The organism is Terrabacter sp. 2TAF16 (assembly GCF_052115065.1).
Classification (GTDB): domain Bacteria; phylum Actinomycetota; class Actinomycetes; order Actinomycetales; family Dermatophilaceae; genus Terrabacter.
In genome coordinates, this window is the sequence record NZ_JBFRFZ010000004.1 from 275,346 (window position 1) to 292,596 (window position 17,251).

The window sequence follows — 17,251 nt, forward strand, 5'->3', positions numbered from 1 at the left end:
CTATTGTGCGACCTTCGACTCGACCGCGCGGTTCAGCTCGGACCGCCACGTGTCGGCATACGTCGTGACGCCGCTCAGGCGCTCGTCGCAGAAGGCGGCGACGTCGCGGCCCGTGACGTCGAGGACGCGCCGGCCCTCGCGAGCACTGGTCTCGAAGAGCTCGAGGACGTCGCGCAGGACCGCGACGACGTCCATGCCGTCGCCCGAGGTGAAGCGCCACATGTACGACTTCATCTCGCCGTAGACGAGCCGGTAGTCGTGGGGCAACGCGTGCGCCCGCGCCTCCATGGCCTTCCACTCCTTCTTGTCGCCGATGATCTTGCTCAGCAGGTTGTTCATGACGGTCTCCTTCACGCGGTGGATGGCGTATGCCGGGTCAGGCGAGCTTGCTGCGGTAGGTGCGCATCGCGAGCGCGTAGGCGACGAGGAGGAGCCCGACGCACCAGGCGAGGGCGACCCAGCCGTCGCGGCCGACGGGCTGCTGCTCGAAGAGGCTGCGGATGGTGTTGACGATCGAGGTGACCGGCTGGTGCTCGGCGAACCACTGGACGGGGCCGGGCATGCTCTCGGTCGGCACGAAGGCCGAGCTGACGAAGGGCAGGAAGATCAGTGGGTAGGAGAACCCGCTGACGCCGTCAACGGTCTTGGCCGTGAGGCCCGGGATCACCGCGAGCCACGTGAGGGCGAGGGTGAACAGCAGCATGATCCCGAGGACCGCGAGCCAGGCGAGCACCCCGGCGCCGGTGCGGAAGCCCATCGCCAGGGCGACGAGGACGACGAGCACGAGCGAGGTCAGGTTGGCCACGACCGAGGTCAGCACGTGCCCCCAGAGAAAGGCCGAACGGGTGATCGGCATCGACTGGAAGCGCTCGAAGATGCCGCCCGAGACGTCGGTGAAGAGCCGGAAGGCCGTGTAGGCGATGCCGGAGGCGACGGTGATGAGCAGGATGCCGGGCAGCAGGTAGTTGACGTAGGAGGCGCCGCCGACGTCGATCGCCCCGCCGAAGACGTAGACGAAGAGCAGCAGCATGGCGATCGGCGTGATGGCCGTGGTGATGATGGTGTCGGGGCTGCGCAGGATGTGGCGCAGGGACCGTCTGAGCAGGACGTCGGTGTCGTGGAAGACGTAGGTGGTCATCGCTGGGCTCCTTGGTGGGCGGCGTCGTCGTGGCCGACGATCGCGAGGAAGATGTCTTCGAGGGACGGCTGCTTCTCGACGTACTCGACCTTGGCCGGCGGGAGGAGCTGCTTGAGCTCCGCGAGGGTGCCGTCGGCGATGATGCGGCCCTCGTGGAGCACCGCGATCCGGTCGGCGAGGTGCTCGGCCTCGTCGAGGTACTGCGTGGTGAGCAGGACGGTGGTGCCTCGGCCGGCGAGCTCCTGCACCGTCTTCCACACCTCGATGCGCGACTGCGGGTCGAGCCCTGTCGTCGGCTCGTCGAGGAAGAGCACCGGCGGGTCGCCGATGAGGCTCATCGCGATGTCGAGTCGGCGGCGCATGCCGCCCGAGTAGGTCGCGACGCGCTTTCCGCCGGCCTCGGTGAGGCCGAACCGCTCGAGCAGGGAGTCGGCGATCGCGCCCGGGCCGTCGAGGCGTCGCAGCTGGGCGACGAGGACGAGGTTCTCGCGTCCGGTGAGGATCTCGTCGACGGCGGCGAACTGCCCGGTGAGGCTGATCGCCGCGCGGACCTGGTCGGGCTCGGCGGCGACGTCGTGGCCGTCGACGGCGGCGGTCCCGCCGTCGGCCTTGAGCAGGGTCGAGAGGATCTTGACTGCAGTGGTCTTGCCGGCGCCGTTGGAGCCGAGCAAGGCGAAGATCGTGCCCGCGGGGACGCTGAGGTCGACTCCCTTGAGCACTGCGTGGTCGCCGTAGGACTTGGTGAGCCCGACGATCTCGATGGCTGGTGTCGTGGTCATGTGGACAGCGTGCGACCCTGACGCTGCGTCAAGGTCAAGCGCTGATCGCGACCGACCTTCGAGCGCGCCCGCGACCCCGTCAGCGGGCGCTGGCGAGAACGCGTCGCCGAAGGGCCAGCAGCCGCGTCGCGACGTCGGTCTCGACCCGCTCCGGGTCGGTCAGCCAGTCCACGAGGACGCGGTCGTCCCGCGTCACCCCGGACCGCTCGTCGGCGATCGCGGCGGCCATGAGGGCTCCGCTGCGCGGCACCGGCAGGTCCTGGCCGAGCGCCTCGTCGGCCCAGTCGTCTGCCGAGCGGATCAGCTCGTCGTCGACGTGTCGGCGTCGGGCCACCGCCAATGCGTCCGCCGCTGCGGGGAGCGACCCCACCGCGGCCGGATCGGCCACGGAGCGCACCTCGGACACGAGGGCGTCGAGGTGCATCTCGAGCAGCCAGGTCGGCATCCCCCGTGCGGCGAGCACGCGCGAGAGCCACTGGACCTGGGGCACGGCGCGGCTCTCGGCCAGCGCGGCGAGCGAGATGAGCCATGCGGAGTCCGTCGTGGCGAAGCGGGAGCCTCGCTCGCCGTAGCGGATGCCGTAGTAGGGCATCGCGTCGATCGACCCCTGCGCGGCCCGGACGGCGGCACGCAGCAGCGTCGCGTCCGTCGTGATCTCGTAGCCGCCGGAGGCCGGGTTGACGACGCCGGCGTCGATGGCCTGTCCCGTGCTGCGGCGGAGGAGTCCGGCCACGACGTGACGGGTCGCCTCGGCGACGAGGGCGGCGACGCGCTCGGGGTCCGAGTCCGGTACGCGCCGGCCCGCGAGCGCTGCGTACAGCACCCGCACGTCGGTGGATCCCGTTGCGACGACGAGGCGCTCGATCCCGACGACCGCTGCGAGGACTGCCGGGTCCTCGAGCGGGCCGGTCACCCTTCGGCCGGCATGGTCGAGGAGGATCCGGTGCGCGTGGTCACCGTCGACGTGCTGTGTCACGCATCCAATCCTTGTGCATGGCTCCACCGTTGGAGTGGCGAACGCCCGACGTCGGAGCACGGGAATGCTCGACGGCCGGCACGCGTTGACGCCAGCGGACCGCATACCCATGGGGGGTATGCCGGGTGACGGGCCCCGCGGGATCCCGTGGCCCCCATGACCGGAGGGACGACCATGAACGAGGCGGCGACGTCAGCGCACGAGCACCACGACGCCCACGAGCACCCTGGTGCCCAGGACGCGACTGCGGGCTTGGGTGGCGGGCTGGCCTCAATGGCGGCCGGCGCCACGCTGCACTGCCTCACCGGCTGTGCCATCGGCGAGATCCTCGGCCTCATGATCGGCACCGCCGTCGGGCTCGCCGCCGGCGCGACCATCGCCCTCTCCGTGGTCCTCGCCTTCCTCTTCGGCTACGCGCTCTCGAGCCTCCCCCTGCTGCGCAACGGCCTGTCGCTGCGCGCCGCGCTCGCGCTCGTCCTGGCCGCCGACACCGTCTCGATCCTCACGATGGAGGTCGTCGACAACCTCGTCATGGCCGTGATCCCCGGCGCCATGGATGCCGGCCTCGTCAACGCCGTCTTCTGGGTCGGCATGTCGATCTCGCTCGTCGCTGCGTTCGCCGCCGCCTATCCGGTCAACCGCCACCTCCTCTCGCGGGGGAGGGGCCACGCCTTGACCCACGCGCACCACCGGGCGAGCGGGGCGGTCACCGGTTGGCGCAGGTTCATCCCCGACCTGCCCGCTCCGGCGCTGGCAGCGGCCATCGCTGCGTTCATGCTCGGCGGGCTCGTCGTCGCGGTCGCCGACGGCCTGGCGTGACGCGCCTCTCGTCGGGGATCCGGACGCCGCTCGGTGCGCCCATGATAGAAGTTAGGCATGCCGAACTTCGAGATCCGGCGGCTCGTCACCGGGACGCTCACGACGATCCTCTTCGTCGGTTCCTTCGTGCTGCTGGCCCGGCTGCTCACGTAGTCTCTGGCGGTGGCCAAGACCGAGAACCGCACCGCCGTCGAGGACTACCTCAAGGTCATCTTCTCCCTCGGTGAGTGGCAGGACGAGACGGTGAGCAACGCGGCCGTCGCCGCCCGGCTCGGGGTCTCGACGTCGTCGGTCTCGGAGATGGCGCGCAAGCTCGCCGACGGCGGGCTCGTCGCCCACAAGCGCTACGGCGGGATGCGGCTGACCGACGAGGGTCTCGAGCAGGCGTTGCGGATGGTGCGCCGCCACCGCCTCGTCGAGACCTTCCTCGTCCGGTCCCTGGGCTACTCCTGGGACGAGGTGCACGACGACGCCGAGGTGCTCGAGCACGCCGTCTCGACGCTCATGGTCGACCGGATGGACGACCAGCTCGGCCGCCCGTGGCGCGATCCGCACGGTGACCCGATCCCCACGCCGGACGGCGTGCTGCACCAGCCGACCGCCGAGCCACTCGCGACGAGCCCTGCGGGGGAGCGCCGCTTCGTCGCCCGCATCGACGACGACGACCCTGCGCTCCTCCGCTGGTTCGCCGAGACCGGAATCGCCGTCGACGCCGAGGTCGTCGTCCGGGAGCGCAAGCCCTTCGGCGGCGCGACCCGGGTCGGGGTCACCCCACCCGGCGAGCTGGCGGAGGTGTCCCACGAGGTCGAGCTCGGCGACCAGGCCGTCGCCGCCCTCCTCGTCAGTTTCGAACCGGCCGCGCCGGATCCGTTGAACGACAAGGGATGTCACTACGTCGGCTGTCGGCACATCGGCGTCCCAAGGGTTTCCGAGAAGAATCGCTAGGCGCACCGAGACGTTGCACGACGCGTGGCGTTCGGCCTACGGTCGGCGCATCGAAAGGGAGTAGTCCCCAACGACCGCATCGACATACTGGCTCCGGCCCGGTGCGGTCGGCCCTGATCGCGACGCCAGCACGGCAGGCGCGGACCCGCGGCGGACGAGACTTTCGACCTCGTGCCGACCCACCGACGGGCGCGCCAGGTCGAGGCTCCCTGCGGTGCCTCGTGGCTGCGCCGAGGAGACCGATCCGATGTCCGCGTTCCTGCTGAGTGCAGCAGTCATCTTCGTCGCCGAGCTCGGCGACAAGAGCCAGCTCATGGCGATGACCTTCGCCACCCGCTTCAAGATGCTCCACGTCCTCGCCGGCATCACGATCGCGACGGCCGTCGTCCATCTCGGCTCCGTCGCCATCGGCGCCGCCATCGGCGACAACCTCCCGCGCGACGCCATCTCGATCACCGCCGGGGTCGCCTTCCTCTTCTTCGCCGCCTGGACGCTGCGCGGCGACTCCCTCTCCGACGAGGAGGCTGCCGTCGCTCGGACGACGAGGCGCACGGCGATCATCGCCGTCACCATCGCCTTCTTCCTCGCCGAGCTCGGCGACAAGACGATGCTCGCCACGATCACCCTGGCGACCCAGCACGGGTGGTTCGGCACGTGGCTGGGCAGCACCGTGGGCATGGTCGCCGCGGACGCCCTCGCCATCGTCGTCGGCGCAGCCCTCGGCAAGCGTCTGCCCGAGCACGTCATCACGTGGGGCGCAGCCGCGGCCTTCGTCGTCTTCGGTGTCCTGCTCATCGTCGAGGGAGTCCGCTGACCGGAGGTCTCAGGACGCGGATCGTCCGGGACGGGTTCTAGGCTTCCTCTGGCGCCAGCGACCCACGAGCCAAGGAGACCGGGATGAGCGACGTGACCCACGACGACCGGCAGGGCGCCCGCTTCGAGAGAGTGCGGCTGACCGGGGCGACCTTCGAGGACGTCTACCTCGACGGAGCCCGGCTGCACGACGTCGACCTGCGGGGTGCCTCCCTGCGGATGGTGGACCTGCGTGGCCTGCGGGCGCGTGACGTCTGGCTCGAGGACGTCGACATCACCGGCGACGTCGAGAACCTCGTCATCAACGGGGTCGACGTCGCGCCGCTCATCGAGGCCGAACTCGACCGCCGTGACCCCGACCGGCCCAAGATGCGACCGACGGACGCTGCCGGCTACCGCGAGGGCTGGGACGTCGTCGAGCGACTCTGGGCCGGCACGGTCGAGCGGGCGCGCACCTTCACGCCCGAGCAGCTGCACGAGCGGGTCGACGGCGAGTGGTCGTTCATCGAGACCCTGCGCCACCTCGTCTTCGCCACCGATGCGTGGGTGTGCCGAGCCCTCCTCGGCGACCCCGAGCCCTGGGACGCCCTCGACCTGCCGCACGACGACATGCCGGACAGTCCGCCCGTGCCGCGCGACCGTGATGCGCACCCGACGCTCGACGAGGTCCTCGCACTGCGGGCCGACCGGATGGCGACGGTGCGTCGCGTCGTCGACGGCCTCACCGACGACGACCTCTCCCGCACGACCGAGCCCGTCACGGCCGCCGGCTACCCCGAGCCGGAGCCGTATGCCGTGACCCGGATCCTGCGCACCATCCTCAACGAGGAGTGGCAGCACCGCCTCTACGCCGAGCGCGACCTCGACGCCCTCGCTGCCCGCGAGGACACCGGAGTCGACTCCGGAGTTGACGCCGGAGTTGACGCCGGAGTTGACGCCGGAGTTGACGCCGGAGTCGACGCAGGATCTGTCGCGCGCTGACGCGCCGACCGGTGCTGACCCCGCGCTCGGCGGGCTCACAGCCAGCTCCCGGCCGTTTCCCACCCGCGGCTCCTACGGTGCTCCATCACCATGCGTGCGCGGGCGCCCGGAGCCGCCGGTGCCGCCGACATCAGGAGGTTCCTGTGGCAGATCTCGGGTGGCCGGAGCTCAGCATCATCGCCCTCGCCGTCGTGCTCCTCTTCGGCTGGAAGCGGATGCCCGACATGGCCCGCAGCCTCGGACGGTCAGCACGCATCTTCAAGTCCGAGGTCGACCAGATGCGGTCGGAGCCCGACGCCACCACCGGACCCGCCGGGAGCACCACCGCCCGCCCCTCCGGGAGCACCACCGCCGGGGCCGCCGACGGGACCCTCTCGGCGGCTGACGACCGCGTGGCGGCTGCCGACGCCGAGGTGGCCCGGCTCCGAGCCGAGCTCGAGGCGCGGAGGCACGCGAGCGGCTCGCACTAGTCTGCGACGGTGACGAGCGACCCCTCCACCCCGGGACCCGACGCCGAGCCCAAGCACCCGTCAGCCGGCGAGCGCCCCGCACTGCCGGCAGCGGTGGCGCTCCTCGTGGCCGACGTGGGTGCCGAGCCCCTGGACGAGCAGGTTCCCGCAGGGGTGGAGGTGCTCGCCGGTGTGCCGACCGCGGCCATCACGTCTCTCGCCGAGGTCGCGGGTGCCGAGGTCGGCGTCTGGGAGATGACGCCGGGCACGGTCACCGACGTCGAGGCCGACGAGGTCTTCGTCGTGCTCTCCGGCAGCGCCACCCTCGGGGTGGAGGGCGGTGTGACGCTCGAGCTCGGACCCGGTTCCGTCGTGCGGTTGCCCGAGGGCGCTCGCACGACGTGGACCGTCACCGAGACGCTCCGCAAGGTCTACGTCACGCCCCGGGGCTGACGGCATACGCCATCGGGCGTGGCGGCATACGCCATCGGGCCTGACCGCACACTCCCGCTCGGTCAGGCGACGGTGTGGATCGGGTCGCTCGGCAGCTGACGCACCTTGGCGCGGCGGCGCCGGCGCTCCGGGATCATCGAGCGCATTTCCTCGAGCCGGCCGAAGCACAGCAGCCGGTCCTCGGCCTCGAGCACGACGCGGCGCCGCGGGTTGGGGACGACGCTCGTGCCACGGTGCAGGGTGAGCACCTGCAGGTCGCGCTCCTCGAGCCCCGAGTCGCCGATCGTCTTGCCGATGATGTCGGCGCCGGCGTGCACGACGAGCTCGGCGACACCGTAGCCCGTCGAGACCGTGAGCCGCTGGCGCACGTCGATCTCGGGGAAGGCGACCTGGCCGGCGATGTGGTCGATGATCGCGCCGGCGACGTCGAGCTTTGTCGCCGCCTCGATGCCCTCGAGGCCGGGGGAGGAGTTGACCTCCATGACGAGCGGCCCGTCGTTGCCCTCGAGCATGTCGACGCCGGCGACGCGCAGGCCCATGATCTGCGCCGAACGCACGGCGGCCTGCTCGTACTCCGGCGTCAGCTCGACCGGCTCGACGGTGCCACCGCGGTGGACGTTGGAGCGGAACTCGTCGCCGCTGGCCCGCCGCCGCATCGCGGCCACGACGCGGTCGCCGACGACGAGGGCGCGGATGTCGCGGCCCCGGCTCTCGGTGACGAAGCTCTGGATGAGGACGTTCTGCTTCGTGCTGTGCAGCGTCTCGATGATCGCCTCGGCGATCTTGATGTCGGGCGCGAGGATGACGCCGATGCCCTGGGTGCCCTCGAGCAGCTTGATGACGACGGGAGCGCCGCCGACCCGCTCGATGGCCGGCATGACGTCGGCACGGTTGCGCACGAACGTCGTTGCGGGCATTCCGATCTGGTGGCGCGAGAGGATCTGCGCGGCGCGGAGCTTGTCGCGGGCGTTGGAGATGCCGTTGGCCGTGTTGGGCGTGTAGACGTCCATCTGCTCGAACTGCCGCACGACGGCCGTGCCGAAGTAGGTGATCGAGTTGCCGATGCGCGGCAGCACCGCGTCGTAGTCGGAGATCGGGCGTCCGCGGAACTGGAGATCCGGCTCCGGGCCCGACAGGTCGATGGCGAAGCGGAGCGTGTTGAGCACCCGCACCTGGTGCCCGCGGTCGAGCGCTGCGGTGCGCAGGCGCTGCGTCGAGTAGGCACGCGGCGCGCGGGAGAGGATCGCGAGTTTCATGCAGGGTCCTGCCAAGATGGGCGGGTGTCTGGGCCGGCCTATTCAAGCACTCCCGTCGGGTGGAGGGAGTGGGTCGGTATGCCCGGAATCGACCTGCCGTGGCTCAAGGCCAAGATCGACACGGGCGCTCGCACGTCGTCGCTGCACGCCGAGGACATCGAGGAGTTCGACCGCGACGGCGAGCCGTGGGTGCGCTTCACGGTGCACCCCTGGCAGGACGCCACCGACGACGCCCACACCATCGAGTGCCCGGTCCACGACCGACGCAGCGTGCGCAGCTCGTCGGGGCACGTGACCAAGCGCCTCGTCGTGCGGCTCGACCTCGCGCTCGCCGGCCGCACGGTCCCCGCCGAGGTGACGCTGAGCAAGCGTGACCGGATGGGCTTCCGGATGCTCGTCGGTCGGGAGGCACTGCGCCAGGGCTACGTCGTCGACCCCTCGCGGTCGTACGCCGGCGGCAAGCCCCCCAAGGACGTCCGGCGCCGCAACCGCGGTCGCTGACCGGCGCGGACGAGGGTGGTCGCGAGCAGGGCGACTGCCGCGGCACCGAAAGGCGCTCCGGGGCCGTATGCCGTCCCGAGCGTCGTGAGGATCGCCGGCGCGACGGAGGTGGCGAGACCCCACGTCAGTCCCAGCACGGCGACGTAGGTGCCGCGGGCGCCGTCGGGAGCGAGGGTGCCGGCGCGGGCCATCGTCGTCGCGATGACGAGCAGGCCGCCGACGTCGAAGGCGACGAGACCGGCGGCGAGGGTCACCGGGTGGCCGGCGAGGGCGATCGTCGCGAGCCCGGCCGACGCGACCACCTCGCCGACGAGGAGGACCCCCGCCTCGTCGGTCCGGTGACGGAGTGCAGCCGCGAGCCAGGCGCCCGGGACGCTGGCCGCCGCTCCCGCGGCGAGGACCCAGCCGGTCACGGCCGGAGACAGGCCCCGCTGCTCGACGAGGAGCGGGAACCCAAAGACGACGACCATCGTCACCGTCGCGGCGACCGTCCCGAAGGCGACCACAGGGCGGAGGCGCCGATCCGTCAGGGCGGCGACCCAGCGTGCGCGGGCCGGGGTCGAGTGCGCGCCGGCCGTGACGTCGTGGCGTGGCAGGGTGCCCACTCGACGTGAGTCCTGCCCGTCCGGGCGGTTCTCCACCGGGACGGTGGCGCGGGGGATGCTGCGGGCGACGAGGGCGGCGCAGGCGAGGCAGGTCGCCGCGTCGACGACGAACAGCCACCGCAGGCCGGCGCCCGAGACGGCAGCCGCGACCAGCCCGGCGAGGACTCCCGCGACGGCGAGGGAGGCGTTGAGCGCGGAGTAGGCGAAGGCGCGGGCGTCCTCGGGCACGAGGTCGGAGACGAGCGCCTGCGTCGGCGGCTCGACGACCTCGTAGGCGAGCCCGAGGAGCACGGCGCCGAGCAGCGCCCAGGCGAAGCCCGGTGCCACGGCGATGACGAGCTGGGCTGCCGCACAGCCGACGAGGCCGAGGACCATCGTCGACCGGTGACCCCAGGCGTCGGTGAGGTGACCGCCGACGATGCGCGAGGGGATCGTCGCGACGCCGAAGCAGGTGAGGACCAGCGCGGTCTCGGCAGGTCCCGCTCCGAGGTCGCGGACGAGGAGCACACCGAGGAAGGCCATCGAGAAGCCGCCGAGCCGGTTGACGCACCGGGTGAGGATGAGCAGGCGCAGCTCGGGCGGCAGGGCGGTCGCCTCGCGGTCGCTCACTCGGAACTCCTGACTGTCGAACTAGACTTTGGCAGTCACGAGACTATGAAGGAGGAGGTGACTGGTCAAGTGCGTTTCGACAGTCATGTCGAGCGGCTGCTCGACGCGACGGTGGCCCTCGTCAACCTCGCGAGCCCCGGGGAGGCCCACGGGACGGCATACGAACCCCCGGCAGGGGACGACCTCGTGCGCGGCGTGGCCGACGCGACCTCGTCGCCCGAACGGCGCTCGCGGCCGACGGCCACCGAGGCCGTCGCGCTCCTGGCTGTCGTGCCGCAGGTCCGGGACGTCTTCGAGGCGGCGGATCGCGACGACCTCGCGGCTGCGGCCTCGGTCGTCAACGACCTGCTCGCATCGACGGCCGCCCGTCCGCGGCTCGACCCCGACGACGAGGGGCGCTACCAGCTGCACTTCCACGGTCCCGACGACGGCGTCGTGCGGGGCTGGCAGGCCGGTCTCGCCTCGGGCCTGGCCATGGCAGTCGGCAGTGACCTCGGCGGCCGCCTCGGGGTGTGCGCGGCGCCGGCGTGCGACCGCGTCTACGTCGACGGGTCGAAGAACGGCACCCGGCGCTTCTGCTCCGCGCGCTGCCAGAGCCGCGTCAAGGCCGCCGCCCACCGCGCCCGCACCCGCTGACCCCGCGCCACTCGACGAGGGAGGTGGGATCACTCAGGTCGTGGTCGTGGTCGTGGTCGGGGTGGTGCTGGTGGCGGCGTCGTGGGCGGCCCAGAGGCGGGCCTCGGCGGCGGCGTCCATGGGGCCACCACCGCGGTTCGTCGGCCGCTCCGGCAGGCCCTCGCGCTGCAGCCAGGCCCACGTGTCGGCGACCGTCTCGGGCATCGGCCGGCAGTGCAGCCCCGCCGCCCGGGCGGCAGAGGTGTCGAGTGCGTGCAGGCCCGCGAGCTCGCCCGTCGGCGGGACCCAGATCGGCAGCTCGGTCCACGGCTGCACCCCGGCCGCCTCGACGGCAGCGGGGTCGAGCCAGACGAGCTCGGCGTCACTCCCCGTCACGGTGCGCACCTCGTCGAGCAGCGCCCCGATCGTGGTGTGACCCGGCTCGCTCACCATGTTGAAGGTGCCGACCGGCCGTGATCCGAGCACCCAGTCCGCGATGTCCCGGCAGTCGACGTACTGCAGCGGCCGCTCGTGGGGTCCCGGCGCGGGCACGCGCCCGCCCGCCGCGATCCGCTTGAGCCAGAAAGGCATCCGGCCGACCATCTCGTAGGGCCCGAGGATGAGGCCCGCCCGTGCGATGGCCACGTCACCGCCGAACTCCGCCAGGGCGGCGAGCTCGCCGCCCCGCTTGGCCGCGGCGTAGTCGGAGGCGTCCGTCGAGGCCGGGTCGCCCTCCACGACGGGCGCGCCCTCGTCGGATCCCACGGCGATGGGCCACGTGTAGACCGAGCACGACGAGATGTAGGTGTAGTGCCCTGCGCGACCGCGAAGCAGCCGGGCCGACGTCTGCACGGCGACGGGCTCGGCCGACCACGTGTCGACCACGGCATCCCACTCGTCGTCCCCGAGCGCCGTGCGCAGCGCGCCGGGGTCGAGGCGGTCGGCGTGGCGCGCCTCGGCGCCCTCGACGGCGGTGCCGGTGAGGCCCCGGGTCACCGTCGTGACGTCGTCGCCGCGGGCGAGGGCAGCCTCGACGAACGCGCGGCCGACGTGGTGGGTGCCTCCGAGCACGAGCAGTCTCATGGGCACGATCCTCGCCCGGACGCGGCGCCACGCCAAGGCCCCTTCGCTGTCGACGTAAGGCCGGGCACCGGCTGGTGCGGTGCCCCCCTACTCCCAGTCGGCGATGCGGGCCGTCGCCGTGCGGCCCTCCGTGAGGTCGGCGACGTGCTGCGAGAAGCGCGGGCACGCGACGATGTCGTGCGCCCTGCACCGCAGTGCGTGCTCGGTCATCTCGCGTGACCGCTCGATCGACCGTGCCCGCTCGTCGAGGTCGCGCAGGTGGGCCTCGAGCACCTCGTGCCGTCCGGCCGCCTCGCCGTCGAGCAGCACGCCGATCTGCTCGAGCGTCATGCCGGCCGCCTTGTTGCGGAGGATGACCGCGACACGGACGAGGTCGCCCCGGCCGTAGCGCCGGTAGCCGGACCCATCGCGCTCGGGCGTGAGCAGCCCGAGCGTCTCCCAGTGGCGCAGCACGTTCGTCGGCAGGTCGAAGCGTGCCGCCAGCTCTCCGACGGTCCAGCTCTCGTTGCGCGCCCTTGCCTTCATGTCGACATGAAGGTACACGCTGGATCGCAACAGGCACAGGGCCGCCCAGCCCTCGCCGGATCGATCACCAAGGAGCCACCATGACCGCCAGCACGCACACCGACGTCGCCGTCATCGGCGGAGGCCCCGCCGGCCTCCAGGCCGCACTCACCCTCGGTCGCGTCCACCGCGACGCCGTCCTCTTCGACGACGGCACCTATCGCAACGCCACGGTCAGCCACATGCACAACGTCGTCGCCCTCGACGGCACTCCGCCCGCGGACTTCCGCGCCGACGCGCGAAAGCAGCTCACGGCATACGACACCGTGAGCGTGCGGGAGCAGCGCGTCGAGTCGGTCGAGGAGGCTGACGGGTTGTTCCGGCTGCACGTGGCCGACGGCACGGCCGTGACGGCGCGGGCCCTCGTCCTCGCCACCGGCGTCCGTGACACCCTCCCGCCCGTGCCCGGGCTGGACGCGTTGTGGGGCGACCTCGTCGCGCACTGTCCCTTCTGTCACGGCCACGAGCTCAGCGGTCAGCGCGTCGGCATCCTCGGGGCGACCATCGCCCCGCACCTGTCGGGCCTGCTCGGACGCATCTCGTCCGAGATCGTCGTGCTCACCGACGGAGACGCCGTGCCCGACGGTCTCCCGGTGGGGACCACCGTGCGCACCGAGCGTGTCGTCTCGGCCGAGCGGCACGGCCGGGGCGTACGCGTGGTGCTCGCGGGTGCTGACGGCGAGCAGGTGCCCGCCGGGACGACCGAGCAGGTCGCCGGGCTCTTCGTGAAGCCGGAGCTGAGCCAGTCGGCGCCCTTCGCCGAGCAGCTGGGACTCGAGCTCAACCCGTCCGGCGCCGTGCGGGTCGACGAGTTCGCCCGGTCGAACCGGGAGCGGGTGCTCTGTGCCGGTGACATGGCGCACCTGCCCGCCTACCCGATGCCGATGGCCTCGGTCGTCGCCGCGGCGGCGTCCGGCCAGCTCGCGGCCTCGGCGGCGATCATGGCCTTGACGGCGCGCTGACCTCTGACAGGGTGGGGGCGTGGGAACCACGCACGACTGGAGCAGGGCGGTCGACCCCGACCATCTCGACGAGATCCGCACCAACGCAGGTGCGTTCGCTGCCGGAGGCCCGCTGAAGCTCGTCCTCGAGGTGCTCGCCTACCCCGTCGACGAGGCTGTCGAAGGACGCACGACCCGGATCCGTGTCGTGCTCCACGCCGACGGCTCGGTCTCGGTGGCCGACGACGGCCGCGGCACCGAGACCCGCGTCGACGAGGACGGTGTCGCGCGCGTCAAGCCGATCATGGCGACGAAGGACCTGCGCTTCTACGGCCGCGACGACGCACCGCTGCTGCCCGACGGGTCGCCGCGAGCCGGCATCTCGGTCGTCGCCGCCCTCAGCGAGTGGGTCGTCCACACCAACCGGCGGGCCGAGGGCGGCTGGAGCCAGAGCTTCGAGCACGGCCTGCCGCAGGGGGTGCTGGAGGCCGTGCCCGGTCAGGCGTCGACGGGGACGGTCGTCCAGTTCCGGCCCGACCCGGCGCTCGTCCCGGGCTCCCTCACCGCCGACGAGGTCCGGGCTGCCGCGCAGGCGTACACCGCAGCGGTGCCGATCGAGGTCGTCGCCGAGAGCGTGTGACCGACCTGCCGCGACGCGTGTGGCGGGGCGCTCACTAGAGTGGGGCCTGGCGCTCACCCGAGTGGCGGGCGCTCACTCGAGTGGGGCGGGACCGGGTGGGTGCCGGCCGCGCGGCATACGATGCTGGGATCCCGAGAAGCTCGAAGGAGTGGCCCATGCCGCGCGACCTCGCCCCCGACCTCGTCGAGCGCCTCACGAAGGCGTTCGAGGCCGACCCCACCGCACGAATGCTCCAGAATGCCGTCACGACGACGTCGGTCGACGAGATCGCGCTCGACCGCCGGGTGGTGACGGGCATCGACCACTCGGTCTCGAACCTCCTCGACGACTGGACGGCGACCTCCCAGGAGAAGAGCGGCCGTTGCTGGCTCTTCGCCGGCACCAACCTGCTGCGCGCGAGTGCCCGCGAGAAGCTCAAGGTCAAGGACTTCGAGTTCTCGCAGAACCACCTGCTCTTCTGGGACAAGTTCGAGAAGGCCAACCACTGGCTCGAGTCCGTCATCGCGACGTCCGACCGTGACGTCGACGACCGCACCGTGGCGCACCTGCTCGCCACGCCGGCCGAGGACGGCGGGCAGTGGAACATGTTCGTCGCGCTCGTCGTCAAGCACGGCCTCGTGCCCAAGGTCGCGATGCCCGAGACGAAGAGCTCGAGCAACACCGGTCAGATGAACCGCGACCTCAGCACGATCCTGCGCCAGGCCGCGCGCGACCTGCGGGCCGCGGCAGCCGACGGCGCCGGCGCCGACGACCTCCAGGACGCCAAGGAGCAGGTGCTCGTGACGGTCCACCGTCTGCTCTGCATCCACCTCGGCACGCCGCCGGAGTCGTTCGTGTGGCAGTGGAAGGACACCGACGGCGGCTTCCACCGCGACGGCACGATGACGCCGCTCGAGTTCGCCGAGCGCTACGTCACGGTGCCGCTCGAGGACTACGTGTGCCTCGTCAACGACCCCCGCGCGAGCAGCCCCTACGGGCACACCTTCACCGTCGAGCACCTCGGCAACGTCGTCGGGGCGCCGCCGGTCACCTACCTCAACGTCGAGCCGGATCTCATGAAGTCCCTTGCGGCACAGGCGATCGTCGGCGGCGAGCCGGTCTGGTTCGGGTGCGACACCGGCCAGATGTCCAACGCCACCCTTGGGCTCTGGGACGCCGGCCTCTTCGACCGCGCCGCGATCTACGGCACCGAGCCGAGTCTCGGCAAGGCCGACCGGCTGCTGCACCACGAGTCGCTCATGACGCACGCCATGCTCTTCACCGGCGTCGACCTGCTCGACGACGTCCCGCGTCGCTGGCGCGTCGAGAACAGCTGGGGCACCGAGAAGGGCGACAAGGGCTTCATGACGATGAACGACTCGTGGTTCGCCGAGTTCGTCTTCGAGGTGGCCGTGCGCCGCGACGCGCTGCCCGCCGAGCTGCAGGAGGCGCTGACCCGCGACCCGATCGTGCTCCCCGCCTGGGACCCGATGGGCGCCCTCGCCGGCTGACTCCCTTCCGCTCCGCGTCGAGCGCGCCGCTGCCGGTCAGGCGGCGGCGCGCTCTGCGTCGGCGGGTGCACGTGATGGACTGGGTGGACCATGCTCCCGAGCTCCCGCGACCCACGTCATGACGACCAGGACCGCACGGTGGCCCTGGCTGCCCAGCTGAGCGCCGTGCACGACGACCTTCGGGCCCGGGTGCGCGTCCTCCGTGACAGTCTCGGCGGGGATGGTGCGCCGGCGGCCGGAGAGCCATCGCCGGTCGCCGGGCTCCTCGCGCACTGCCTCGGCTTCTGCCGCGCCCTCCAGGCCCATCACACCGGTGAGGACGACGGACTCTTCGCTGCGCTCCGCGCCGAGCGCCCCGACCTCGGCCCGATGCTCGACAAGCTCGCCGAGGACCATCACCTCGTCGCCGGCATCCTCACCCGGGTGGCCGTCCTCGCCGAGGATGCGTCGGAGACACCGGAGGCGTCGGGGGCGCGCCGGACTCGTCTCGTGGGGGAGCTCGACGGGCTCATGGCGATCATGGACTCCCACTTCGCCTTCGAGGAGCGCAGCATCGGCGCCGCGCTCGACGGCCTCGACGACCGCTCGTGGGTCGGTGCCGTGCTGACGGTGCGTGGCACGTGAGCGCCCGCCCGGCGAGGGCGACCGGCCTGACCTACGCTGCCAGACGATGACGACCTCTGACGCACCCCGCACGACACCGGGCCCGGCGACGGACGCCGACGTGCCGGCATACGTCCGCTCCCTCGGGTTGCCGGGGCTCGCCGACATCCACGTGCACTTCCTGCCCGACGCCATGCAGCGCAAGGTGTGGGCCTACTTCGATGACGCCGAGACGCACTACGGCGCGCCGTGGCCGATCACGTACCGCGACGAAGAGCCGACGCGTCTGGCGACGCTGCGCGCTCTCGGGCTCCGGGCGATCCCGGCTCTCGTCTACCCGCACAAGCCCGGCATGGCGACGTGGCTCAACGAGTGGTGTGCCGACTTCGCCCGGAGGGTGCCCGACGCCGTGCACTGCGCGACGTTCTACCCGGAGCCCGGCGTGGGTGACCAGGTGGCGGCGGCCCTCGACGACGGGGCCGGCCTCTTCAAGATCCACGTCCAGGTCGGGGACTTCACCCCGGACGACGACCGGCTCGACCCGGCGTGGGCGCGGCTCGAGGCCGCCCGCGTGCCCGTCGTCGTCCACGCCGGATCGGCGCCCATCCGCGGCACCCACACCGGCCCGCGAGCGGTGCGTGAGGTGCTCCGCAGGCACCCCGACCTCGTCCTCGTCGTCGCCCACCTCGGCATGCCGGAGTACCACGAGTTCGCCGACCTCGCAGAGGAGTTCGCCGGAGTCCACCTCGACACGACGATGAGCGGCACGGACTTCACGAACCGTTTCGCGCCATTCCCCGACGGCTACGTCGACCGTCTCGGCGGGCTGCGCGACCGGGTCGTGCTCGGCTCGGACTTCCCGAGCATCCCCTACCCCTACGCCCACCAGGTCGACGCGCTCGCCCGTCTCGACCTCGGCGACGACTGGATGCGTGCCGTGCTCTGGCACAACGGCGCCCGTCTGCTGGGTCTGCCTACCACGTAGCCGTGG

At 72.0% G+C, this 17,251-nt stretch carries 21 protein-coding genes; 13 read left to right on the top strand and 8 right to left on the bottom strand.

Annotation, left to right across the window (positions count from 1 at the left end; translation table 11 throughout):
* From AB4Z14_RS06770 to AB4Z14_RS06785, 4 genes are all read right to left on the bottom strand, one after another.
* Positions 1-339, bottom strand: coding sequence for a DUF1048 domain-containing protein (locus AB4Z14_RS06770; RefSeq protein ID WP_442274537.1), 339 nt, complete (start codon positions 337-339; stop codon positions 1-3).
* A gap of 37 nt (positions 340-376) precedes the next feature.
* Positions 377-1,138, bottom strand: a complete 762-nt coding sequence (locus AB4Z14_RS06775) for an ABC transporter permease (protein WP_442274538.1) — start codon at positions 1,136-1,138, stop codon at positions 377-379.
* On the bottom strand, positions 1,135-1,917 hold the full coding sequence (locus AB4Z14_RS06780; RefSeq protein ID WP_442274539.1) for an ABC transporter ATP-binding protein: 783 nt from the start codon (positions 1,915-1,917) through the stop codon (positions 1,135-1,137). Before AB4Z14_RS06780 ends, AB4Z14_RS06775 begins: the two co-directional genes overlap by 4 nt.
* A gap of 79 nt (positions 1,918-1,996) precedes the next feature.
* The gene (locus AB4Z14_RS06785) at positions 1,997-2,893 is read right to left on the bottom strand and encodes a hypothetical protein (RefSeq protein ID WP_442274540.1); all 897 of its coding nucleotides are present in this window, start codon (positions 2,891-2,893) and stop codon (positions 1,997-1,999) included.
* A gap of 156 nt (positions 2,894-3,049) precedes the next feature.
* Here AB4Z14_RS06785 and AB4Z14_RS06790 point away from each other — a divergent pair, with 156 nt between their 5' ends.
* The 6 genes from AB4Z14_RS06790 (at position 3,050) to AB4Z14_RS06815 (ending at position 7,353) form a co-directional block, all read left to right on the top strand.
* Positions 3,050-3,712, top strand: a complete 663-nt coding sequence (locus AB4Z14_RS06790; protein WP_442274541.1) for a DUF4396 domain-containing protein — start codon at positions 3,050-3,052, stop codon at positions 3,710-3,712.
* A gap of 162 nt (positions 3,713-3,874) precedes the next feature.
* Positions 3,875-4,657: a metal-dependent transcriptional regulator gene (locus AB4Z14_RS06795; protein WP_442274542.1), complete on the top strand. Its 783-nt coding sequence runs from the start codon at positions 3,875-3,877 to the stop codon at positions 4,655-4,657.
* A 247-nt stretch (positions 4,658-4,904) separates the two neighbouring features.
* Positions 4,905-5,471, top strand: coding sequence for a TMEM165/GDT1 family protein (locus AB4Z14_RS06800; protein WP_442274543.1), 567 nt, complete (start codon positions 4,905-4,907; stop codon positions 5,469-5,471).
* A gap of 83 nt (positions 5,472-5,554) precedes the next feature.
* Positions 5,555-6,451, top strand: a complete 897-nt coding sequence (locus AB4Z14_RS06805; RefSeq protein WP_442274544.1) for a DinB family protein — start codon at positions 5,555-5,557, stop codon at positions 6,449-6,451.
* Between the two features lie 143 nt (positions 6,452-6,594).
* Positions 6,595-6,921 carry a Sec-independent protein translocase subunit TatA gene (locus tag AB4Z14_RS06810; RefSeq protein ID WP_442274545.1) on the top strand — a complete coding sequence of 109 codons (327 nt, stop codon included), beginning with the start codon at positions 6,595-6,597 and terminating at the stop codon, positions 6,919-6,921.
* A 9-nt stretch (positions 6,922-6,930) separates the two neighbouring features.
* A complete protein-coding gene (locus AB4Z14_RS06815; protein WP_442274546.1) occupies positions 6,931-7,353 on the top strand; it encodes a cupin domain-containing protein in 423 nt (140 codons plus the stop codon).
* A 62-nt stretch (positions 7,354-7,415) separates the two neighbouring features.
* Here the strand turns inward: AB4Z14_RS06815 and AB4Z14_RS06820 are convergent, their stop codons facing one another.
* Positions 7,416-8,609 (bottom strand): RimK family alpha-L-glutamate ligase, encoded by a 1,194-nt coding sequence (locus tag AB4Z14_RS06820; RefSeq protein WP_442274547.1) that lies wholly within the window; start codon positions 8,607-8,609, stop codon positions 7,416-7,418.
* A 78-nt stretch (positions 8,610-8,687) separates the two neighbouring features.
* Between AB4Z14_RS06820 and AB4Z14_RS06825 the strand changes: the two genes are divergently transcribed.
* Positions 8,688-9,110 carry an ATP-dependent zinc protease family protein gene (locus AB4Z14_RS06825; protein ID WP_442274548.1) on the top strand — a complete coding sequence of 141 codons (423 nt, stop codon included), beginning with the start codon at positions 8,688-8,690 and terminating at the stop codon, positions 9,108-9,110.
* On the opposite strand, the gene AB4Z14_RS06830 is transcribed toward AB4Z14_RS06825, so the two are convergent.
* Complete coding sequence (locus tag AB4Z14_RS06830) at positions 9,032-10,324, bottom strand: MFS transporter (RefSeq protein ID WP_442274549.1); 1,293 nt, start codon at positions 10,322-10,324, stop codon at positions 9,032-9,034. The genes AB4Z14_RS06825 and AB4Z14_RS06830 overlap by 79 nt on opposite strands.
* Positions 10,325-10,393: 69 nt before the next feature.
* Here AB4Z14_RS06830 and AB4Z14_RS06835 point away from each other — a divergent pair, with 69 nt between their 5' ends.
* The gene (locus AB4Z14_RS06835; RefSeq protein ID WP_442274550.1) at positions 10,394-10,960 is read left to right on the top strand and encodes a CGNR zinc finger domain-containing protein; all 567 of its coding nucleotides are present in this window, start codon (positions 10,394-10,396) and stop codon (positions 10,958-10,960) included.
* 33 nt (positions 10,961-10,993) lie between these two features.
* On the opposite strand, the gene AB4Z14_RS06840 is transcribed toward AB4Z14_RS06835, so the two are convergent.
* On the bottom strand, positions 10,994-12,022 hold the full coding sequence (locus AB4Z14_RS06840) for an NAD-dependent epimerase/dehydratase family protein (protein ID WP_442274551.1): 1,029 nt from the start codon (positions 12,020-12,022) through the stop codon (positions 10,994-10,996).
* Between the two features lie 87 nt (positions 12,023-12,109).
* Positions 12,110-12,547 carry a MerR family transcriptional regulator gene (locus AB4Z14_RS06845; RefSeq protein ID WP_442274552.1) on the bottom strand — a complete coding sequence of 146 codons (438 nt, stop codon included), beginning with the start codon at positions 12,545-12,547 and terminating at the stop codon, positions 12,110-12,112.
* A gap of 80 nt (positions 12,548-12,627) precedes the next feature.
* Between AB4Z14_RS06845 and AB4Z14_RS06850 the strand changes: the two genes are divergently transcribed.
* The 5 genes from AB4Z14_RS06850 to AB4Z14_RS06870 all read left to right on the top strand — a co-directional run bounded on the left by AB4Z14_RS06850 (position 12,628) and on the right by AB4Z14_RS06870 (position 17,245).
* Entirely contained in the window at positions 12,628-13,548 is a 921-nt protein-coding gene (locus tag AB4Z14_RS06850) for an NAD(P)/FAD-dependent oxidoreductase (protein WP_442274553.1), read from the top strand.
* Positions 13,549-13,567: 19 nt separating this feature from the next.
* Positions 13,568-14,167: an ATP-binding protein gene (locus tag AB4Z14_RS06855; protein ID WP_442274554.1), complete on the top strand. Its 600-nt coding sequence runs from the start codon at positions 13,568-13,570 to the stop codon at positions 14,165-14,167.
* A 155-nt stretch (positions 14,168-14,322) separates the two neighbouring features.
* Positions 14,323-15,657, top strand: a complete 1,335-nt coding sequence (locus AB4Z14_RS06860; RefSeq protein ID WP_442274555.1) for an aminopeptidase C — start codon at positions 14,323-14,325, stop codon at positions 15,655-15,657.
* A gap of 90 nt (positions 15,658-15,747) precedes the next feature.
* Positions 15,748-16,281 (top strand): hemerythrin domain-containing protein, encoded by a 534-nt coding sequence (locus tag AB4Z14_RS06865; protein ID WP_442274556.1) that lies wholly within the window; start codon positions 15,748-15,750, stop codon positions 16,279-16,281.
* Positions 16,282-16,327: 46 nt separating this feature from the next.
* Positions 16,328-17,245 (top strand): amidohydrolase family protein, encoded by a 918-nt coding sequence (locus AB4Z14_RS06870; protein ID WP_442274557.1) that lies wholly within the window; start codon positions 16,328-16,330, stop codon positions 17,243-17,245.
* Positions 17,246-17,251 lie beyond the last annotated feature (6 nt).